Source organism: Bradyrhizobium sp. IC3123, from assembly GCF_020193625.1.
GTDB classification, from domain to species: Bacteria; Pseudomonadota; Alphaproteobacteria; order Rhizobiales; family Xanthobacteraceae; genus Bradyrhizobium; species Bradyrhizobium yuanmingense.
On record NZ_JADYVF010000003.1, the window covers coordinates 58,750 to 77,805 of the forward strand.

General features: G+C 64.7%; 16 protein-coding genes and 1 pseudogene. 9 read left to right on the forward strand and 8 right to left on the reverse strand.

The genetic code is table 11. The annotated features are described in order from the left end of the window. Nucleotides 1–9 precede the first annotated feature (9 nt). Nucleotides 10–3,162, forward strand: coding sequence for an efflux RND transporter permease subunit (locus I6F20_RS10365; protein WP_225126069.1), 3,153 nt, complete (start codon nucleotides 10–12; stop codon nucleotides 3,160–3,162). Here the strand turns inward: I6F20_RS10365 and I6F20_RS10370 are convergent. Both I6F20_RS10370 and I6F20_RS10375 read right to left on the reverse strand, forming a co-directional pair. Continuing rightward, nucleotides 3,159–5,425: pseudogene (locus I6F20_RS10370) on the reverse strand (cation:proton antiporter domain-containing protein). The gene I6F20_RS10365 and the pseudogene I6F20_RS10370 overlap by 4 nt on opposite strands. Before the next feature lie 391 nt (nucleotides 5,426–5,816). After that, nucleotides 5,817–6,989, reverse strand: a complete 1,173-nt coding sequence (locus I6F20_RS10375; protein WP_225126070.1) for an MFS transporter — start codon at nucleotides 6,987–6,989, stop codon at nucleotides 5,817–5,819. A gap of 61 nt (nucleotides 6,990–7,050) precedes the next feature. On the opposite strand from I6F20_RS10375, the gene I6F20_RS10380 reads away from it, so the two are divergent. Both I6F20_RS10380 and I6F20_RS10385 read left to right on the forward strand, forming a co-directional pair. After that, a complete protein-coding gene (locus tag I6F20_RS10380) occupies nucleotides 7,051–7,902 on the forward strand; it encodes an AraC family transcriptional regulator (protein ID WP_225124003.1) in 852 nt (283 codons plus the stop codon). Between the two features lie 224 nt (nucleotides 7,903–8,126). Continuing rightward, nucleotides 8,127–9,479 carry a malonyl-CoA decarboxylase gene (locus I6F20_RS10385; RefSeq protein ID WP_225126071.1) on the forward strand — a complete coding sequence of 451 codons (1,353 nt, stop codon included), beginning with the start codon at nucleotides 8,127–8,129 and terminating at the stop codon, nucleotides 9,477–9,479. Nucleotides 9,480–9,787: 308 nt separating this feature from the next. Here the strand turns inward: I6F20_RS10385 and I6F20_RS10390 are convergent, their stop codons facing one another. The 6 genes from I6F20_RS10390 to I6F20_RS10415 all read right to left on the reverse strand — a co-directional run bounded on the left by I6F20_RS10390 (nucleotide 9,788) and on the right by I6F20_RS10415 (nucleotide 14,398). Then, a complete protein-coding gene (locus tag I6F20_RS10390; RefSeq protein ID WP_225126072.1) occupies nucleotides 9,788–10,075 on the reverse strand; it encodes a GIY-YIG nuclease family protein in 288 nt (95 codons plus the stop codon). Nucleotides 10,076–10,433: 358 nt separating this feature from the next. After that, nucleotides 10,434–11,603 carry a D(-)-tartrate dehydratase gene (gene tarD / locus I6F20_RS10395; protein WP_225126073.1) on the reverse strand — a complete coding sequence of 390 codons (1,170 nt, stop codon included), beginning with the start codon at nucleotides 11,601–11,603 and terminating at the stop codon, nucleotides 10,434–10,436. Between the two features lie 171 nt (nucleotides 11,604–11,774). Beyond that, complete coding sequence (locus tag I6F20_RS10400; protein WP_197948459.1) at nucleotides 11,775–12,017, reverse strand: DUF3297 family protein; 243 nt, start codon at nucleotides 12,015–12,017, stop codon at nucleotides 11,775–11,777. An 11-nt stretch (nucleotides 12,018–12,028) separates the two neighbouring features. Beyond that, the gene (locus I6F20_RS10405; RefSeq protein WP_225126074.1) at nucleotides 12,029–12,505 is read right to left on the reverse strand and encodes a glutathione peroxidase; all 477 of its coding nucleotides are present in this window, start codon (nucleotides 12,503–12,505) and stop codon (nucleotides 12,029–12,031) included. A gap of 2 nt (nucleotides 12,506–12,507) precedes the next feature. Next, complete coding sequence (locus I6F20_RS10410) at nucleotides 12,508–13,908, reverse strand: amidase family protein (RefSeq protein WP_036027256.1); 1,401 nt, start codon at nucleotides 13,906–13,908, stop codon at nucleotides 12,508–12,510. Between the two features lie 232 nt (nucleotides 13,909–14,140). Then, nucleotides 14,141–14,398: a DUF6894 family protein gene (locus I6F20_RS10415; RefSeq protein ID WP_225126076.1), complete on the reverse strand. Its 258-nt coding sequence runs from the start codon at nucleotides 14,396–14,398 to the stop codon at nucleotides 14,141–14,143. A 261-nt stretch (nucleotides 14,399–14,659) separates the two neighbouring features. Here I6F20_RS10415 and pqqA point away from each other — a divergent pair, with 261 nt between their 5' ends. From pqqA to pip, 6 genes are all read left to right on the forward strand, one after another. Beyond that, nucleotides 14,660–14,740, forward strand: a complete 81-nt coding sequence (pqqA, locus tag I6F20_RS10420; protein ID WP_007595659.1) for a pyrroloquinoline quinone precursor peptide PqqA — start codon at nucleotides 14,660–14,662, stop codon at nucleotides 14,738–14,740. A gap of 130 nt (nucleotides 14,741–14,870) precedes the next feature. After that, nucleotides 14,871–15,800 (forward strand): pyrroloquinoline quinone biosynthesis protein PqqB, encoded by a 930-nt coding sequence (gene pqqB / locus I6F20_RS10425; RefSeq protein ID WP_225126078.1) that lies wholly within the window; start codon nucleotides 14,871–14,873, stop codon nucleotides 15,798–15,800. Nucleotides 15,801–15,820: 20 nt separating this feature from the next. Then, nucleotides 15,821–16,576, forward strand: coding sequence for a pyrroloquinoline-quinone synthase PqqC (pqqC, locus tag I6F20_RS10430; protein WP_249786867.1), 756 nt, complete (start codon nucleotides 15,821–15,823; stop codon nucleotides 16,574–16,576). 11 nt (nucleotides 16,577–16,587) lie between these two features. After that, nucleotides 16,588–16,899, forward strand: a complete 312-nt coding sequence (gene pqqD, locus I6F20_RS10435; protein WP_057026049.1) for a pyrroloquinoline quinone biosynthesis peptide chaperone PqqD — start codon at nucleotides 16,588–16,590, stop codon at nucleotides 16,897–16,899. Further along, nucleotides 16,896–18,077 (forward strand): pyrroloquinoline quinone biosynthesis protein PqqE, encoded by a 1,182-nt coding sequence (gene pqqE, locus I6F20_RS10440; RefSeq protein WP_057026048.1) that lies wholly within the window; start codon nucleotides 16,896–16,898, stop codon nucleotides 18,075–18,077. Before pqqD ends, pqqE begins: the two co-directional genes overlap by 4 nt. After that, on the forward strand, nucleotides 18,067–19,053 hold the full coding sequence (gene pip, locus I6F20_RS10445; RefSeq protein ID WP_109144748.1) for a prolyl aminopeptidase: 987 nt from the start codon (nucleotides 18,067–18,069) through the stop codon (nucleotides 19,051–19,053). The genes pqqE and pip overlap by 11 nt, the downstream gene beginning before the upstream one ends. Nucleotides 19,054–19,056 lie beyond the last annotated feature (3 nt).

Consider the following 19,056-nt stretch of genomic DNA (forward strand, 5'->3'; position numbering starts at 1 on the left):
CTGCCAGCCATGATCTCAAAGTTCTTCATCGAGCGGCCGGTCCTCTCGAACGTCATCGCGCTGTTGATGATCCTGATCGGCGGCGTCGCGCTGTTCAATCTCGCCATCGCGCAATACCCCGACGTGGTGCCGCCGACCGTGCAGGTCACCACGCGCTATCCCGGCGCCAGCGCCAAGACCGTGATCGATACCGTGGCGCTGCCGATCGAGCAGCAGGTCAACGGCGTCGAGGACATGCTGTACATGCAATCCTACAGCGGCTCCGACGGCACCTACACGCTGACCGTGACCTTCAAGATCGGCACCGACCTCAACTTCGCGCAGGTGCTGGTGCAGAACCGCGTCTCCAGCGCATTGTCGCAATTGCCGCAAGCCGTGCAGAACCAGGGAGTCACCGTGCAGAAGCGGTCGACCTCGATCCTGTTGTTCGTGACGCTCACCTCGCCGGATGCGAGGTACGACAGCCTCTACTTGAGCAACTACGCCACTATCAACATCCGTGACGAGCTCTCGCGCCTGCCCGGCGTCGGCAACGTCACCGTATTCGGCGCCGGGCAATACTCGATGCGGATCTGGCTCGATCCCAACAAGCTGCAGGTGCGTGGCCTGGTGCCGCAGGACGTGATCCAGGCAATCCAGCAGCAGAGCCAGCAGGTCGCCGCCGGTCAGGTCGGCGCGCCGCCGACGCCGCCGGGACAAGCGTTCCAGTACACGCTGAACGTCAACGGACGGCTCGACGATTCCGGCCAGTTCGAGAACATCATCGTCAAGACGGGCACGAGCGGCGACGTCACGCGGGTGCGCGACGTCGGCTGGGTCGAACTCGGCGCGCAGACCTACAGCCAGATCTTCTCGCTCAACAAGCAGCCCGCGGTCGGCATCGGCGTGTTCCAGTCGCCGGGCGCCAACGCGCTGCAGGTCGAGCAGGCCGTCGAGAAGAAGATGGCGGAGCTCGCCAAGCGCTTCCCCGAAGGCATCAAGTACGACACGCCGTTCGACACCACCAAGTTCGTCGAGGCCTCGGTGCACGAGGTCTATATGACCCTGATCGAGGCCGGCCTGCTGGTGCTGGTCGTGATCCTCATCTTCCTGCAGGACTGGCGCGCGATGCTGGTGCCGGCGACGACCGTGCCTGTCACCATCATCGGCGCCTTCGCCGCGATGGCGGTGCTCGGCTTCACCATCAACATGTCGACGCTGTTTGCGATCGTGCTCGCGATCGGCATCGTGGTCGACGACGCCATCGTCGTGGTCGAGGGCGCCGCCCACAACATCGAACAGGGCATGAACGGCCATGACGCCGCGATCCGCGCGATGGACCAGCTGTTCGCGCCGATCGTCGGCATCACGCTGGTGCTGATCTCGGTGTTCCTGCCCGCTTCGTTCCTCGCCGGACTGACCGGGCGCATCTACTCGCAATTCGCGCTGGTGATCGCCGCGACCGCCCTGCTCTCCGCCATCAACGCCGCGACCTTGAAGCCGACGCAATGCGCGCTGTGGCTGCGGCCGGCCGTGCCGCCGGAGCAGCGCAATTTCTTCTATCGGGGCTTCAATGCGGTCTACAACCGCGTCGAGCGCGGCTACACAAGGCTGATCACGTTCCTCGTGAAGCACGCCACCATCTCGGTCGCGTTCGCACTGCTGATCATCGCCGCCAGCGGCTATGGCCTGTCGCGGGTGCCGACCGGCTTCCTGCCGATAGAGGACCAGGGCTATCTGATCGCCGCGGTGCAGCTGCCCGACGGCGCCGCGCTGGAGCGGACGCAGGCCGTGCTCGACAAAGCGAGCGGGCTGATCAAGGACACGCCCGGCGTGGCGCAGGTCATCACCATCGCCGGCATCTCCGCGCTCGACAACAGCGCCAGCCTCGCCAATGCCGGTGTCGCCTACATCATCCTGAAGGATTGGGACGCGCGTAAAGGGCCCGGTGAGGATCTGCGCTCGCTGGTCTTTGGCCTGAACGACAAGCTCGCTGATATCATGGAGGCGCGCACCATCGTGTTGCCGCCGCCGCCGATCCAGGGCATCGGCAACGCCGCCGGCTTCTCGATGCAGGTCGAGCTGCGCGACGGCAACAGCGATTTCGCCAAGCTGCAGGCCATCACCGGCGCGATGGTCACCAACGCTCAAAGCCAGAGCGCGCTGCAGCGCGTGCAGTCCTCGTTCCGCTCCTCGGTGCCGCAATTCAACGTCGAGATCGACCGCGTCAAGACTCAGACGCTTCATGTCACCACGGATCAGGTGTTCTCGGCGCTGTCGACCTATCTCGGCTCTTCCTATGTCAACCAGTTCAACAAGTTCGGCCGCGTGTTCCAGGTCTATACGCAAGCCGATCCCGCCTTCCGCGTCACCGAGCGCGACATCGCCAACATGCAGGTGCGCAACTCGAATGGCGACATGATCCCGATCGGCACCGTCGCAAAGATCACGCCGGCCACCGGCCCGTCGCTGATCAGCCTCTACAATCTCTATCCGTCCTCGACCGTGATCGGCCTGCCGGCGCAGGGCTATTCGTCGGGCCAATCGCTGAAGCTGATGGAGGAAATCGCGGACAAGACGTTGCCGCCGGGCACCGGCTATGAATGGACCGCGATGTCGTATCAGGAGAAGGCGGTCTCGAACCAGATCTACTGGGTGTTCGGGCTCGCCATGCTGCTGGTCTATCTCGTGCTCGCCGGCCAGTACGAGAGCTGGTACGCGCCGATCTCGGTGATTCTCGCCGTGCCGCTGTCGCTGCTCGGGCCGATGCTGATCCTCTCCGCTCTCAAGATCGACAACAATCTCTATTGCCAGATCGGCCTGATCCTCTTGATCGCGCTCTCGGCCAAGAACGCCATCCTGATCGTCGAGGTCGGTCTCGAGCTGCACGGCCGCGACGGCAAGCCGATCATCGAATCCGCGATCGAGGCGGCGCGCGCCCGCTTCCGCCCGATCCTGATGACCTCGTTCGCCTTCATCCTCGGCGTCGTCCCGCTGGTGCTCGCCACCGGCGCCGGCGCCAGCGCGCGCAAGTCGATCGGCATCACGGTATTCTCGGGCATGCTGGCCTCGACCTGCCTTGCGGTGCTGTTCGTGCCGGCCTTCTTCGTGGTGGTGCAGCGCTTCGAGAACTGGCGGGCGTCGAAGAAGAAGCCGCAGGCGGTGGCGGAGGTGAAGCCCTAACCCTGCTCCGCCGGCGCCTGCCGCGCCTCGCCGCTCGAGACCAGGAGCACCGAGACCTTCGACTGTCGCAGCACTGCATCGGCGACGCCGCCGAAGGAGAGATGGTCGGCCTGGATCCGGTCAACGCCCATGACGACGAGGTCGACGTCGGTGGTGTCGATCTCGCGCAGAATCGCCGCCTCCGGCGCGCGGTTCACGCGCAGGGTCGTGGTGATGTCGACGTCGTGGCGGGCGGCGAGATCGCTGGTGTCCTTGAGGATGCCTGTCTCCTGGCTCAACCCGCGCGAGCGACCGCGCTGCGCACCCTTGTCGCGCGTCGTCGCTACATAGACCACCCGGAGCGAACCTGAGCCGGCCTGCGCCAGCGCCACGGCGACCTCGGCACCGCGCTTGGAGACGGCGCTGCCGGACACGGGAACGAGGATGTTGAGCGCCTCGGGCATCGGCTGTTTCAGGTGCTTGCCCTTGGCGGCCACGATCGCAAGCGGTCCTTCGAACTTCGCGGCAATATCCTCGACCTTGCGATCGAAACGGTCCTTGGTGGCGGCGACCTTGGCGATGCCGACGACCAGGAGATCGAAGCCTTTGCGCGCCTCGTCGGCAATGGTCTCGCCAAGCTCCGCGCGCCTGGTGCGGCTGATGACATCGACGCTGCCGGCATCGTTGTCGCTGTTGGCGGAGACGGTTTCGGCCGCCTTCTTCACCACGGCTTCGTGGCTCACTTCCTCGCCGCGCCCCTTCTCTTGTTCCTCGGCGCGCTTGCCGATATGCAGCACCGTGATCGGCAGGCCGCGCATGCCGGCGATCAGTCCGGCGACATGCGCGGCGAAGGTGGCGTTGACGCTCTCGTCCACGGCGAGCAAGGGACGTTCGAGATTGGCGACGAAGCCGCGCCTCTCGAACTCCTCGCGCTCCAACCGCTCCTTCTCCTCCGCGCTCATCGGCAGCCTGGCCAGCGCCGCGCGCAGCATCGGCGGCATCGCCATGGTGGTCACGATCGCCATCGTCACGATCATCGTGAACAGGTTCTGGCTGAGCACGCCGATCGACAGGCCAATGGTCGCGATGATGACCTCGGTCGAGCCGCGCGCGTTCATGCCGCTGGCGAGGGCCAGCGACTCCCTCCCGTTCAACCCGCCCACGGTGCCGCCGACGAACGCGCCACCGAACTTGCCGACGCTGGCGATCACGACGAGCAGGCCGGTGAGCATCAGGAGGTTGGGATCGCGCAGCACCGTGAGATCGGCGCTGAGTCCGGCGAGACCGAAGAACACCGGCATGAAGAAGCTTGAGATCAGCCCGCGCAGGCGCTCGTCGATCTGCCGCGTCAGGATCGGCGATTCCCCGACCAGGATGCCGGCGACGAAGGCACCTAATACGGTGTGGACGCCGATCAGATGCGTGATCATCGCCATGACGCTCATCAGCAGCAGGATCACGGAGATGACCGCGGCCGCGCTGACGAGATTGTCGTTAGCCCAGCGGATCAGCTGGAACACCAGGCGGCGGCCGATGGTGAAGCTGACCGCGAGGAAGGCGAGCGTTCCCAGCACCGACTTGGTCACGGAAACGATGTCGAGCGAGCCTTGCGAAGCGAGGCTGAAAATGACGGCGATGATGATCCAGCCGATGGTGTCGTCGATCACGGCGGTCGCGACGATGATCTGCCCAACGTTGCGGCGCATGAAGTTCATCTCGCGCACGACGACCGCGACGATCTTCACCGAGGAGATCGACAGCGCCGTGCCCATGAACAGCGACGCCACCAGGCGCTCCTGCGGATTGGGCAGCAGCGCATCCGGCAGGAACTCGCCGAGTGCGAAGCCGCAGGCGAACGGCACGACGATGCCAGCGATCGAGATCGCGATCGCGGCCCTGCCCACCTTCCGGACCAGCTTGAGGTCGGTTTCCATGCCGGTCAGCAGCAAAAGCAGCAGGATGCCGAACTGGGCGATGCCGGCGATCATCGCCTTCTGCTCGGGCGTGTTGGGAAAGATCGCGGCTTGCGCCTCGGGCCAAATCCAGCCGAGCAATGACGGCCCCAGGATGATGCCGGCGAGCAGCTCGCCGATCACTGAGGGTTGGCCGACGCGCATCATGATCTCGCCGAGGCCGCGACCAACCGCGATCAGCAGGACGTCTGCGCCACCAGCAGGAATTCGGACGGGCCGGCCGATTTGCCCGCTTCGGCGCCAGCCGCAATGGTGGTGAGGATGAGCGCCGCGGGGACGAGGCCGACCGGCCGGAGCAAGGTCCACAGCATGCAGGCGTCATTTCCCCTTTACCCGGCCCCGCTGTCGGGGCCACGGGGATAGAACCCGCGGGAGGTGGCGGGAGTTCCTGCCGCGCACGACGGGACGGAGGGGGCAAAAACGCCAAACGCGAAAACAACCCCATGCACAGTAGGGATGCCGTTGAAAACTTTCAAAAAGTTCGGCTTTGCCGAAACGGCTTGCTCCGTCGGGCAAAACACTGGCAGAATGGCATCGTGGGTGGCATGGCGAGGGTGCCTCCTCATTCTCCGTCATTCCGAGCGCAGCGACTTGTCCGCCGAAGCCTTGGCGAAGGCGGAAGCAATCCAGAATTTTTCCGCGGCGGCAATTTGGATTGCTTCGTCGCAAGGGCTCCTCGCAATGCGGTGGAGAGAGTCTCCCTCACACCACCTGCGGCGTGCGGATCTCGCGCGGCAGGATCAGCGCGGCGGCGATGGCGAGCAGGCAGAGGGCGGCGAAGGAGTGCAGCATGGTGACGAATCCGCCCCGCTCATAGAGCCAGGCGACCAGACCGACGGAGGCGCCGGCCGCGGTGAAACCGACGAAATAGCGCACGGCATAGGCGCGCGAACGCCACTCTTCCGTGGTGTATTTGCCGACCATGGCGTCGTTGACCGTCACCTGCCCGAACGCACCCATGACGATGCCGATCGAAACGACGATCAGCGGCAGGTTGGACAGGCTCGCGGCCAGATACAGGAATGGCGCCAGCATGAAGGAAAGTGGCAGCGCCACCGTCTTCAGGGAGTAGCGGTCGAGCAGCCGGCCGATCGTGTACTGCGTCATCGCGCCGAACACGTAGACGCCGGCGGCGATGACACCTAACAGCGCCGGGCTCTTGGTCAGGTCCGCAAGGCGCTCGGCGAACAGCTTTGGCAGCGCCACGGTGACGGCGTTGAAGGTCGTGGAGATCGCGATCACCACGATCAGCAGCGCCAGGATCACGCGCCACATGTCCTGCCTGGCCACCCGCGCCTGCGCCGCCGCTTGCTTCGAGCCCTTGCGGTCCTCATGCACGACGCTCAGCGCGAAGGCGATGCCGATCAGGACCGTAACCGCGCCAGGAACGATGAACGCAAAACGCCAGCCGAGATATTGGCCAATCACGCCGGTGACCAGGGCCGACGACGCCACGCCGAGATTGCCCCAGACGCCATTGATGCCCATCTCGCGGCCGAGCCGGTCGGCGTAGGACACGATCATGGCGGTGCCGACGGGATGATAGATCGACGCAAAGATGCCGATCGCAAGCAGCGCCGCGCCGAGCTGCACGGGGGTCTGCACGAAGCCGACCGCGATCATCGAAAGGCCGATGCCGACGAAGAAGATCAGCATCATGTGGCGGCGGCTCCAGCGATCGCCCAGCCAGCCGGTGAGCAGCGAGCCGGCGCCGAAGGCAACGAAGCCCGGCGTCGCGTAGGGCAAGAGTTCCGAATAGGCCATGCCGAGCGCCGGGCCCATGATGATGACAGCGGCGGCGAAGATCAGCATCGAATAATGGTCGATGAAATGACCTGCGTTGACGAAACCGATGACCCGACTGGGGCTGTTCATTCCCGAATCCTCTCCTGCTCCGAAATGAGTTATATGTCCTCCCCATGACGGGATGCTGCCAATGACTGTCTTGGAAACGCCAATCCTGCGGGAGGTCCGGAGCAACCACCGCTCGCCCGCGGGCGTGCACCTGGTCGCCCGCGACTATCCCAAGGGGATGCGGATCGATCTGCACATGCACCGCGAGGCGCAGCTGATCTATGCGGCAAAGGGCACGATGCAGGTGACGACGCCCGCCGGACGCTGGCTGGTGCCGCCGGACCGCGCGGTCTGGGTGCCGGCCGGGCTCGAGCATGCCATCGACCTGCTGGCCGACATCGAGATGCGCACGCTGTATTTCGACCTGTCCTGGCTGAAGCGCGAGCAGCGCTATGACGGCCTGACCAGGGAATTCGTGGTGCGGGTGTCGCCGCTGCTCAATCAGGCGATTCTCGCGCTGTTCGACGGGCGCAACACCGAAGAGCGCACCGAGCTCCTGGTGCGCCTGGTGATGCTGGAATTGCACCAGGCCGAGGATTCCGCGACCTTCGTGCCGCTGCCGCGCGAAGCGCGCTGCCGCCGCGCGGCGATGATCGTGCTCGACGATCCCACCGGCCTGCACGACATCGACACGCTGGCGCGCGCGGTCGGAACCTCCGCGCGTACGCTGTCGCGGCTGTTTTCGAGCGAGACGCAGCTGAGCTTCAAGAGCTGGTGCCAGCGCGCGAGGATTGCGGCGGCGATCGAGCGGATATCGACGGATGCGAGCGTGTCGGTGAAGCAGCTCGCGACCCAGCTCGGCTATGCCAGCGTGCCGGCGTTCTCGGCCGCATTCCGCCAGGTGACGGGTCGGACGCCGACGGAGTTTGCAACACACGCGGTGTCGTCGCCCGGCTTGACCGGGCGACCCAGTACGCCGAGACGGCTCGGCTAGAATCGAGAAGCTGCGGCGTACTGGATGCCCCGGTCAAGCCGGGGCATGACAGCGCGTTGGAATGAGCACTGCCCGGCATATCATCGACCCGTTCCGGCATGCCCTCATTCTCCAAACGCACGGCGGAGCGAAAGATGCCGCATTCGCCTGCTTGATTGTGATCGGCTTGCACCCAAATCCCGTGTAAGCTTGCCGCATCGCACAGACCTGATACGAAAGCCCCGATGGCCAACGCCTTCTTCTCCGACCTGCTTGCCACCATCTCCGAGCGCGGCCGCACGTTGCTTCGCCGGGGGGACGCCGCCGAAACCAAGCATGATGCCGACGGACTGCTCGAGCTCTGCGATGCGCTGCTGTCGGGCCGGGGCGAAGCCTCGGGCACGGCGATGGCGCGCGAGGTGCTCGACATCTACCGGGAGCTGGACGCTGCGGGACGCCGCGCCTTCTTCGAGGGATTGGTGCGCGATTTCGGTCCCGACCGGGAGCGCCTGTCCAAGGCGATCGAGACATGGCGGGCCGCGCCCAGCGACGAGGACGCAAGCTCGCTGCACTTCGCTTCCGAGCCGCGCCGGCAGGAGCTGATCCGGCGGCTCAACCGCGCGCCCGGCGGTACCGGCGATCTCGTCAACATGCGCGCCGATCTGCTCGGCATGATGAACGGGCACACCGATCTCGCCGCGCTCGACCGCGACGTCTCGCATCTTCTTTCTTCGTGGTTCAATAGGGGGTTTCTCGTGCTGCGCAGGATCGACTGGTCGACGCCGGCCAACATCCTCGAAAAGATCATCCGTTATGAGGCCGTGCACGAGATCTCGGACTGGGATGATCTGCGCCGCCGCATCGATCCGGTCGACCGGCGCTGCTACGCCTTCTTCCATCCTGCGATGGTGGACGAGCCCTTGATCTTCGTCGAGGTGGCGCTGACCGAGACGATCCCCGGCGCGATCCAGCCCCTGCTCGCAGTCGACCGCCAGCACCTGCCGATCGAGCGCGCGCGCACCGCCGTGTTCTATTCGATCTCCAACACCCAGCGCGGCCTGGGCGGCATCTCCTTCGGCAGCTTCCTGATCAAGCAGGTGGTGGAAGAGCTGCGCCGCGAGTTGCCGAAGCTCGACACCTTCGTCACGCTGTCGCCGGTGCCGGGCTTCATGGCCTGGGTTAAGCAGGACAAGGATCTGCCGCTGTCGGACGAGGACCGCGAGGTGCTGAGGCGCCTCGACGATCCCAGATGGTTCGAGAGCCCGGAGACGGCGGCGCTGCTCCGCGCCGTGCTGGAGCCGCTCGCGGCGCACTATTTTCTCAAGGCGCGCACGCCGAAGGGCAAGCTGATCGATTCCGTCGCCCGCTTCCATCTCGGCAACGGCGCTCGGCTGGAGCGCATCAACTGGCTGGGCGACCTCTCGCCCAAGGGAATGCGCGAGTCCGCCGGCGTCATGGTCAACTACCTCTACCGCCTCGACGACATCGAGAAGAACCACGAGGCCTATGCCAATGACGGCGAGGTCGTGGCGTCGAGCGCGGTGAAGAAGCTGCTGAAGGGCGAAGGGCGAAGGCTCCTGGATATGCGGCTGTCGTAGGGGGCGGACGCTTACCACATCGTCATTGCGAGCACAGCGAAGCAATGCCGCCGTGGAAAGATTCTGGATTGCTTCGCTGCGCTCGCAATGACGGAGTGTGGGGCGACAGCTGGCGAAACCCAACGACCGCCCGCCGCAGGCTCGGACAACCACGGATGACTTCGGCTCTCTCCACCGTCATTGCGAGGAGCCCTTGCGACGAAGCAATCCAGGCTGCTGCCGCGGAAAGATCCTGGATTGCTTCGCTACGCTCGCAATGACGGAGGACCTGGCAGCGGCTCGCCGAGTAGCCGCAGATCTCCTGCCGGTCAGATCAGCGCCTCGTACAAATCGTCCCAATTCGGATTGAGGCTCTCAATGAGCGCAAGCTTCTTCGCCCGGCTGCCACCTTTGATCTGCTTCTCGCGCACAATTGCGTCGGACATGGTCGCGTTCAGCTCGTACCAGACGAGGAGCTTGCAGTCGTGCTTCGATGAAAAACCCTTTACCAGTCCTTCGCGATGCTCGAACGCGCGGCGCGGCGGATTGGAGGTGACGCCCGTGTAGATCGTCCCGTTGCGGCGATTGGCGAACATGTACACGCAGGGTTGCTTCATAATCGTACTCGGCTGAGAATAGCCGCTACGATATCACAACTAAGAGATGACTACGAGGCTTTCGCCAGCGTCATTGCGAGGAGCCGTTGCGACGAAGCAATCCAGACTGCCGAAGCGGAAAGAACCTGGATTGCTTCGCTGCGCTCGCAATGACGGAGTGTGTGGCGACAGCTCGCGCAATTCGGCACATTGGGCTGCGGGCCAGACGCCCGCGAGCGGCAGTGGCCCCTCCACCGTCATTGCGAGGAGCTCTTGCGACGAAGCAATCCAGACTGCCTCCGCGGAAAGATTCTGGATTGCTTCGCTGCGCTCGCAATGACGGAGTGTGTGGCGCGGACGTCGCGCTCCAACGACACTCCTACTCCGCCAGCGCCTTCATCTCCTTGTAGAGATCGGACTTGCCTTCGAAGCCGATGCCTGCAAGCTCGGGCATGGTGATGTGGCCGTTCTCGACGCGGACGCCGTCGGGGAAGCCGCCATAGGGCTGGAACAGGTCGGGATAGCTTTCGTTGCCGCCTAAGCCGAGGCCGGCGGCGATGTTGAGCGACATCTGGTGGCCGCCGTGCGGGATGCAGCGGCTCGGCGACCAGCCGTGGGTCTTCAGCACCTCCAGCGTGCGCTGGTATTCGCACAGGCCATAGGACAAGGCGCAATCGAATTGCAGCCAGTCGCGATCGGGGCGCATGCCGCCGTAGCGGATCAGGTTGCGGGCGTCCTGATGGCTGAACAGGTTCTCGCCCGTCGCCATCGGGCCCGGATAAAATTCGGCGAGCGCGGCCTGCAGCGCGTAGTCGAGAGGATCGCCGGCTTCCTCGTACCAGAACAAGGGATAGTCGCGCAGCATCTTGGCGTAGGCGATGGCGGTCTCCAGGTTGAAGCGGCCGTTGGCGTCGACGGCGAGCTGGGCGTCCTTGCCGATCTCCTTCAGCACCGCCTCGATGCGCCTGCGGTCCTCGGCGATATCAGCGCCGCCGATCTTCATCTTGACGACGTTGTAGCCGCGATCGAGATAGCCGCGCATCTCGGCCCGCAGCATCGAGAGATCCTTGCCGGGATAATAATAGCCGCCGGCGGCGTAGACGAAGACGCGCGGATTGGCTTTGACGCCGTGACGCTCGGCGAGCAAGCGGAACAGCGGCTTGCCGGCGATCTTCGCCACCGCGTCCCACACCGCCATGTCGATGGTGCCGACCGCGACCGAGCGCTCGCCGTGGCCGCCCGGCTTCTCGTTGGTCATCATCGCGGCCCAAACCTTGTCGGGGTCGAGATTGTCGCCGGCTGCGTTGAGCAGCGACTTCGGATCAGCTTCCGTGATGCGCGCGGCGAAGCGCTCGCGGATCAGACCGCCCTGCCCGTAACGGCCGTTGGAGTTGAAGCCGTAGCCGACGACGCGCTTGCCGTCGCGGACCACGTCGGTGACGACGGCGACGAGGCTGGTCGTCATCTTCGTAAAGTCGATATAGGCGTTGCGGATTGGCGAAGAGATCGGTTTTGTAATTTCGCGGACGTCGACGATGCGGACGGACATGGGGTGGGCTTTCAGTGGTTATTATCGTCATCGCGAGGAGCGAAGCGACGAAGCAATCCAGACTGCCTCGGCGGAAAGATTCTGGATTGCTTCGCTTCGCTCGCAATGACGAGGGAGAGAGTGTGCGCCCCTCGCAATGACGCGGAGAGAGTGAGGCGCGCTCGGCTCAAACTATTTCTTATCCCTGAAGTACGGCTCGACCGGACCGTGCACCTTGATGGTCAGCGGGTTGCCGTGGCGGTCCTTGGCGTTCCCTGCGGTGACACGGACCCAGCCTTCGCTGATGCAATATTCCTCGACATTGGTCTTCTCGATGCCCTTGAAGCGGATGCCGACGTCGCGCGCCAGGATCTCCGCGTTGTAATAAGGGCTGTTCGGGTCGACCGACAGGCGGTCCGGAAATTCGTCGCTCATGATTGTCTCGCTCACAACAATGTTTCGATCTGTTTGCGCAATCCTTCGGGCCGGGCGGTCGGCGCGTAGCGCGCGACCACGCGGCCCTTACGGTCCACCAGGAATTTGGTGAAATTCCATTTGATGGCGGCCCCTAACAGGCCGGATTGCTGGCGTTTCAGGTACTCATACAGTGGATGCGCCTTCGGCCCGTTGACGTCGATCTTTTCGAACAAGGGAAACGTGACGTCGTAGTTCGAGGAGCAGAATTCCTGGATCTCGCTCGCCTGCCCCGGTTCCTGCGCGCCGAACTGGTTGCAGGGAAAGCCGAGCACCGAGAAGCCGCGCGGAGAGAGGTCGCGATGGAGATCCTCGAGGCCGCGATATTGCGGCGTGAAACCGCATTTGCTCGCGGTGTTGACGATCAAGAGCACCTGCCCCTCGAAACGCCGCAGGGCGACCTCCTCGCCGGCCAGCGAGTTGGCTTTGAAGTCGTAGATGGCGGTCATCGCTAGCCCACGGGATCGATCGGCGATGGCGGCACGCCGCCGGCCTCGATCGCTTCGCCTGCGAGCAGGCACAGATCCTCGCGATAGCGGCCAGAGACGATGTGCACGCCGACCGGCGCCCTGCCGACGAGACCTGTGGAGACCACGAGGCCCGGCAATCCCATGAAGGGAATCGCGATCTGCGGCAGCTGCGCTTCCCAGACCCGCTTGAAGGAATCCTCGTCCTTGCGGTCGAGATGGTCGGGGAACGGCAATTCGCCGGAGACCGGCGTCAGCAGCACGGCGTATTTTTCGAAGAACAGCATCCAGTCGCGGGTCAGCGTGGCTCGCCGGGTCAGCGCCTTGGCGTAATTGGCCTGATCCATCGGCGTGACCCTGGCGCGGTTGCCGCGCAGGCAGGCCAGTGCGCCGGGATCGCCCTCGCGCTCGGCCATCTCCAGCTGCGCCTCATAGCCGTCACCGAGCCAGAGCTTGATCTGCCATTCCACCGCTTCGCGCATCGGCGGCGTGTCCTCGATCACATCGACGGTCCAGCCCGCGCGCTCCAGCCGCTTGCCGGCATCGCTCACCGCGGCCTTCACCTCCGGTGCGGTGGCAAGGCCACCCGGATTGAGGCACAGCGCAGCGCGCTTGTCGCGTGCGGGTCCTTGCAGCGGCACCGGCGCGAACCAGGGATCGCGGATGTCGCGGGCCGACATCGCTTCAAGCGAGATGCGCAAATCGTTGACCGTGCGCGCCAGCGGGCCCGAGACCGCCATGATCTGCGGACCGATCGGGCGCTCCGGCAGCGCCGGGTTGAAGGCGGGAATGCGTCCGAGCGTCGGGCGCAGACCGTGCACGCCGCAGGCATAGGCGGGATAACGGATCGAGCCGGCGATGTCGGTGCCGTGCGCGATGTGGCCGATGCCGGCCGCGACCGCCGAGCCGGCGCCGCCGGACGAGCCGCCCGGCGTCAGCGAAGCGTCGCGGGGGTTCTTGGTGTCGCCGTGGATGAGATTGGTGGTGAACCAACGGTAGGAGAAGGCCGGGCAATTGGTGCGGCCGAGCAGGATGGCGCCCGATTTCCGGAAATTGGCGACCACTGGATTGTCCTCGCGCGCGATCAGGTCGCGCTGCAGCTTGAGGCCGTTGGTGGTGGCAAAGCCTTCCTGGTCGACATTGGCCTTGATGGTGACGGGCACGCCCGCGAGGACGCCGGGGTCCTCGCCCCGGCTAATTGCGGCATCGACGGCATCGGCCTGCTTGAGCACGTCATCCGGCCGGTGGTCGATCACCGCGTTGAGCTGGGGATTGACGGCATCGAGCCGCGCGAGACCGGCCTTGGCGGCTTCCCTGGCGGAGACTTTTTTGGACCTGACGAGGGTGGCGAGGTCGGCGGCCGACAGGCGCCAGAGATCTTGCATGGCTTGCTCCGTATGACAGGCGTCTTTTAGCGCCGGGAACGCGGCAAAGCCATGCGGATTTCGCGGGGGTGAAAGGCGGGTTTTGCGCGGGGCGTTGCCTCATTCTCCGTCATTGCGAGGAGCCCTTGCGACGAAGCAATCCAGGCTGCCTCCGGGGAGGGATTCTGGATTGCTTCGCTACGCTCGCAATGACGTGGAGAGAGCGGTGAGCCCGTTACCCTACCGCGTCCGGCTAATGCCTCGTCGCGGACTGGTCCGGCATGTCGAGCAGCGCTTCGGTGAAGGGAAACTCCAGCACGATCTCGCCGTCGGCGTCGGTGACCTCGATGACGGCATCCAGCAGCGCCGGCTGGGTTCCTTCCGACTTCACGACCTCGAGGATCATCTGGCGCGCGACCTCCCAGGCGCGATCGGGGTTGCGCAGGTCCTCGCCGTCAGGATCCACGATCAGTTCGTCTCCGATGCGGGTGTTGAAGAAATATCTGGGCATGCCTGATCCATTGGGGTCGTCTGTCGCCGATGAGAAGCCGTCCATACTCACAACTGGTTTATCCCGACAGGGATCACGACCTATCGGCAATTTTGCGTATCTGATCCGCTCATCTTTGCGGCCGCAATACGCCATCTTTGCAGTGCAACAATTCCCGCAGCCTACTACCTAGGTCGGGAAAATTTCACTGGCGAACTTTGCCGTCCGCACTAATTTGTCCAATGGGCGGATACGTCCGAATTCGCGAAAATGGAGAGCCAAATGGCCTGGAAAGCCCCTAAGATCGTCGAAGTGCCCTGCGGCATGGAAATCAATATGTATGTGAGCGCCACCCGCAAGTAAGCGGCTGGTGGAAACGCGTTCTGCGCAGGTGGTTCTTTCGGTCACGATACGTTTCCGGCAGAGAGAAACCTTGTCCGAAACTGTCTCGGCCTGAGATCCACCTCGCCAATTCGCCTCCAGGAGACGGATCATGCTTCGCGTCGTCGTCCTGGGCGCCGGGGCCGGCGGCGGAGTTCCGCAGTGGAATTGCGGCTGCGAAGGCTGCCGCGCGGCTCGTGCGAAGGGACATGAGCTGTTTCGAACCCAGGCTTCGGTCGCCTTCAGCGGCGACGGCGAGCACTGGTTCCTGATCAACGCCTCACCCGATCTTCGCCAGCAATTGAACGCCACGCCGCAGCTGCACCCAAAGGCGGGCGCGCTGCGCCACACGCCGATTGCGGGCGTGATCTTGACCAACAGCGAAGTCGATGCGGTGGCCGGCCTGCTGTCGATGCGCGAAGGCTCGCCCTTCACGATCTATGCGCACGAGAAGGTGCTGGCGATCCTCAGCTCCAACAGCATCTTCAACGTGCTGAACGAGAAGAACGTGCGGCGCCAGCCGATTGCTCTCCGCGAGCCGTTCGAGCCGCGGCTGCCCGACGGTGCGCGCTCGGGGCTCGAGGTGCTGCCCTTTGCCGTGCCGGGCAAGTCGGCCTGGTATCTCGAAGGCAAGGTGCATCCGGGCGGCGAGAGCGGCGACGGCGACACGCTGGGCCTGAAGATCACCGACAAGGCCACGGGCAAGTTCTTCTACTTCATCGCGGCCTGCGCCGAAGTGACCGACGCGCTCAAGGCCGAGATCGACGGCGCTTCACTGGTGTTCTTCGACGGCACCGTCTGGCGCGACGACGAGATGATCAGGGCCGGCCTCGGCCACAAGACCGGCAAGAGCATGGGCCATGTCGCCATGTCCGGCGAGGACGGCGCCATCGCCCGGCTGGCCGATCTCAATATCGACAGGAAGCTGTTTCTGCATATCAATAACTCGAATCCGGCGCTGCTGCCCGGCTCGCCCGAGCGCAAGCTCACTGAGGAGGCGGGCTGGCAGATACCCGCGGATGGAACGGAGATCGTGCTGTGAACGCCGCATCACTGACTGGAATGACCGCACTCTCGATCGGCAAGGACTTGAAGCTCAACTCCGCCGAGGAGCTGGAGGCAACGCTGCGCCACATCGGCGCCACGCGTTATCACAGCCTGCACCCGTTCCATAAGCTGCTGCATGGCGGCAAGCTGAACAAGGGCCAGGTGCAGGCCTGGGCGCTCAACCGCTACTATTACCAGAGCACCATTCCGATCAAGGACGCGGTGGTGATCTCCCGCTTCCGCGACCGCGCCACGCGGCTGGAATGGCGCCATCGCATCGAAGACCATGACGGCGACGTCGGCAGCGAAGGCGGCATCGAGCGCTGGATCAAGCTGACCGAAGGGCTCGGGCTCGACACCGCTTACGTCGAATCCACCGAAGGCATCTTGCCGGCGACGCGCTTCGCGGTGGAAGCCTATGTGCACTTCTGCCGCGAAAAAAGCCCGCTGGAGGCGATCGCCTCCTCACTGACCGAGCTGTTCGCGCCCAACCTGCATGAGGAGCGCATCGCCGGCATGTTGGAGCACTACGACTTCGTCAACCCGGATATCATGAGCTACTTCAAGCGCCGCCTGACCCAGGCGCCGCGCGACGCCAATTTCGCGCTCGATTATGTCAAGAGGCACGCCACGACGCCGGAGCAGCGCGCGCAGGTCTGCAACGCGCTGATCTTCAAGACCAACGTGCTGTGGGTGCAGCTGGATGCGCTCCAGCATGCCTATGTCGAGGGCCACATTCCGCCGGGCGCGTTCGTGCCCAAAGCGAGCTGAGGATCAAAGCGATGGCCGGGCCGCGGAACATCAGCGTCAGCGAGGCGAGCCGCCCCGTGCTGCCGCGGCATGCCAAGCTGAAATACGACGAGACCCGCAAGGTCTGGGTGATCCTGGCGCCGGAACGGGTGCTGGCGCCGGATGAGATCGCGGTGGAGGTCTTGCAACTCTGCAACGGCGAGCGCAATGTCGGCGACGTCGCCGATCAGCTCGCCGCAAAGTACGCAGCGCCGCGCGAGGCGATCCTGGCCGACGTCATCGCCATGCTGCAGGATCTCGCAGACAAGGGCTTTCTCACCGAGATCAGGGAGAAAACGTCATGAGCGACGTGACCATCCCGCCCAGCGACAGCCTCGCGGTGCTGGAAAAGCAGCGCTCGACGGCGGAGACGTTCGGCATCCCGCTCGCGGTACTGCTCGAGATCACTCATCGCTGCCCGCTGCAATGTCCCTATTGTTCCAATCCGGTCGAGCTCGACCGCTCTGGCAAAGAGCTGACGACGGACGAGTGGAAAAAAGTGCTGAGCGAGCTCGCCGAGATCGGCGTGCTCCAGGTGCATTTCTCCGGCGGCGAGCCCACGGCGCGAAAGGATCTCGTCGAGCTGGTCAAGCATGCCAGCGACGCCGGGCTCTATACCAATCTCATCACCTCGGCCGTGCTGCTGACGCGCGAGAGGCTCAGCGATCTCGCAGATGCCGGGCTCTGCCATGTGCAGATCTCGTTCCAGGGCATCGAGGACGGCCTCGCAGATCGCGTTGCCGGCTACAAAGGCGGCCACCGCAAGAAGCTCGAAGTCGCGAAATGGACGCGCGAGCTCGACCTGCCGCTCACCGTGAACGCGGTGATGCACCGGCAGAACCTGCACCAGCTGCCCGACATCATCCAGATGGCGCTCGATCTCGATGCCGACCGGCTCGAGGTCGCCAATGTGCAATATTACGGCTGGGCGCTGAAGAATCGCGCCGCGCTAATGCCGACCGTCGCGCAGCTCGATGAGTGTACCCGCCTCGTTGAGGAGGCGCGCGAGCGGCTGAAGGGCCGACTGACGATCGACTACGTGGTGCCGGATTATTACGCGCTGCGGCCGAAGAAATGCATGGGCGGCTGGGGCCGGCAGTTCTTCAACATCTCGCCCGCCGGCAAGGTGCTGCCCTGCCATGCCGCCGAGAGCATCACCGGGCTCGATTTCGAATCGGTGCGCTCCAACCATTCGATCGCCTGGATCTGGCAGAACTCGGAGGCCTTCAACCGCTATCGCGGCACCGGCTGGATGAAGGAGCCGTGCAAGTCTTGCGAGTTCCGCGAGATCGATTTCGGCGGCTGCCGCTGTCAGGCCTTCGCGCTGACCGGGGACGCCGCCAACACCGACCCGGCCTGCGCGCTGTCGCCGCTGCACGAGACCATCTTCAAGCAGGCGGAAGCCGAAGCCGAGGGCGAGACCAGCCGCTTCCTCTATCGCAACTTCGCCGGCGGCACCCTGGAATCCGAGAATGACGCCTGACGCCGACGCGGGCACGGCGGCCAAACGCACTGATCCCTTTGCGCCGCTGACCTCCGATATGCTCGACGTCGGCGACGGCCATGAGCTCTATGTCGAGAGCGTCGGCCGCAGCGACGGCATCCCCGCGGTCTATCTGCATGGCGGGCCCGGCAGCGGCTGCCAGCCCGACCATCGCCGGCTGTTCGATCCCGACCGCTTCTGCGCCGTGCTGTTCGACCAGCGCGGCTGCGGCCGCAGCCGGCCCAAGGGATCACGCGAGCACAACACCACACAGCATCTGATCGCGGACATGGAAACGATCCGCGAAAAGTTTGGCTTCGAACGCTGGATGGTGGTCGGCGGCTCCTGGGGCGCGACGCTGGCGCTGGCTTATGCAGAGGCGCATCCCGAGCACGTCTCCGGCATAGCGCTGCGCGCGACGTTTCTCGGCACGCGAGCAGAAGTCGAGACGGCCTTCACCTCGCGCCTGTCGCAATTCCATCCGGCGCTGTACGAGGATTTCCTCAGCGTGCTGCCGCCAGAGGAGCGCGACCGGCCGGTGGATGCCTATTGGCGCCGCATCCTCGATAGCGACCCTGCCGTGCATGGCCCGGCGGCGAAGGCCTGGCACGACACCGAGCGCGTCTTGTCCGAGCACAAGCCGGCACGGACGCGGCTCGACCTCGCCGGGCTGAACGTCTGGCGCACATTGCCGGCGACGCCGTTCATGGAAGCGCATTATTTCATCAACGACAGCTTCATGAACGAGGACCAGCTGCTGCGGAACGCGGGCCGGCTCGACGGCATTCCCGGCATGATCGTGCAGGGGCGCTATGATCTGTTGTGTGCTCCCGCGACAGCGCAGGCCCTTGCGAAAGTATGGCCCGGTTCCGAGCTTCGCATCGTGGAAGAAGCCGGGCATTCGCTCTATGATGGCGGCGTGAGGGACGCGGTCATGAAGTCGATCGCGGACCTTGCGTCGAAGATCGGGCGATGAGAG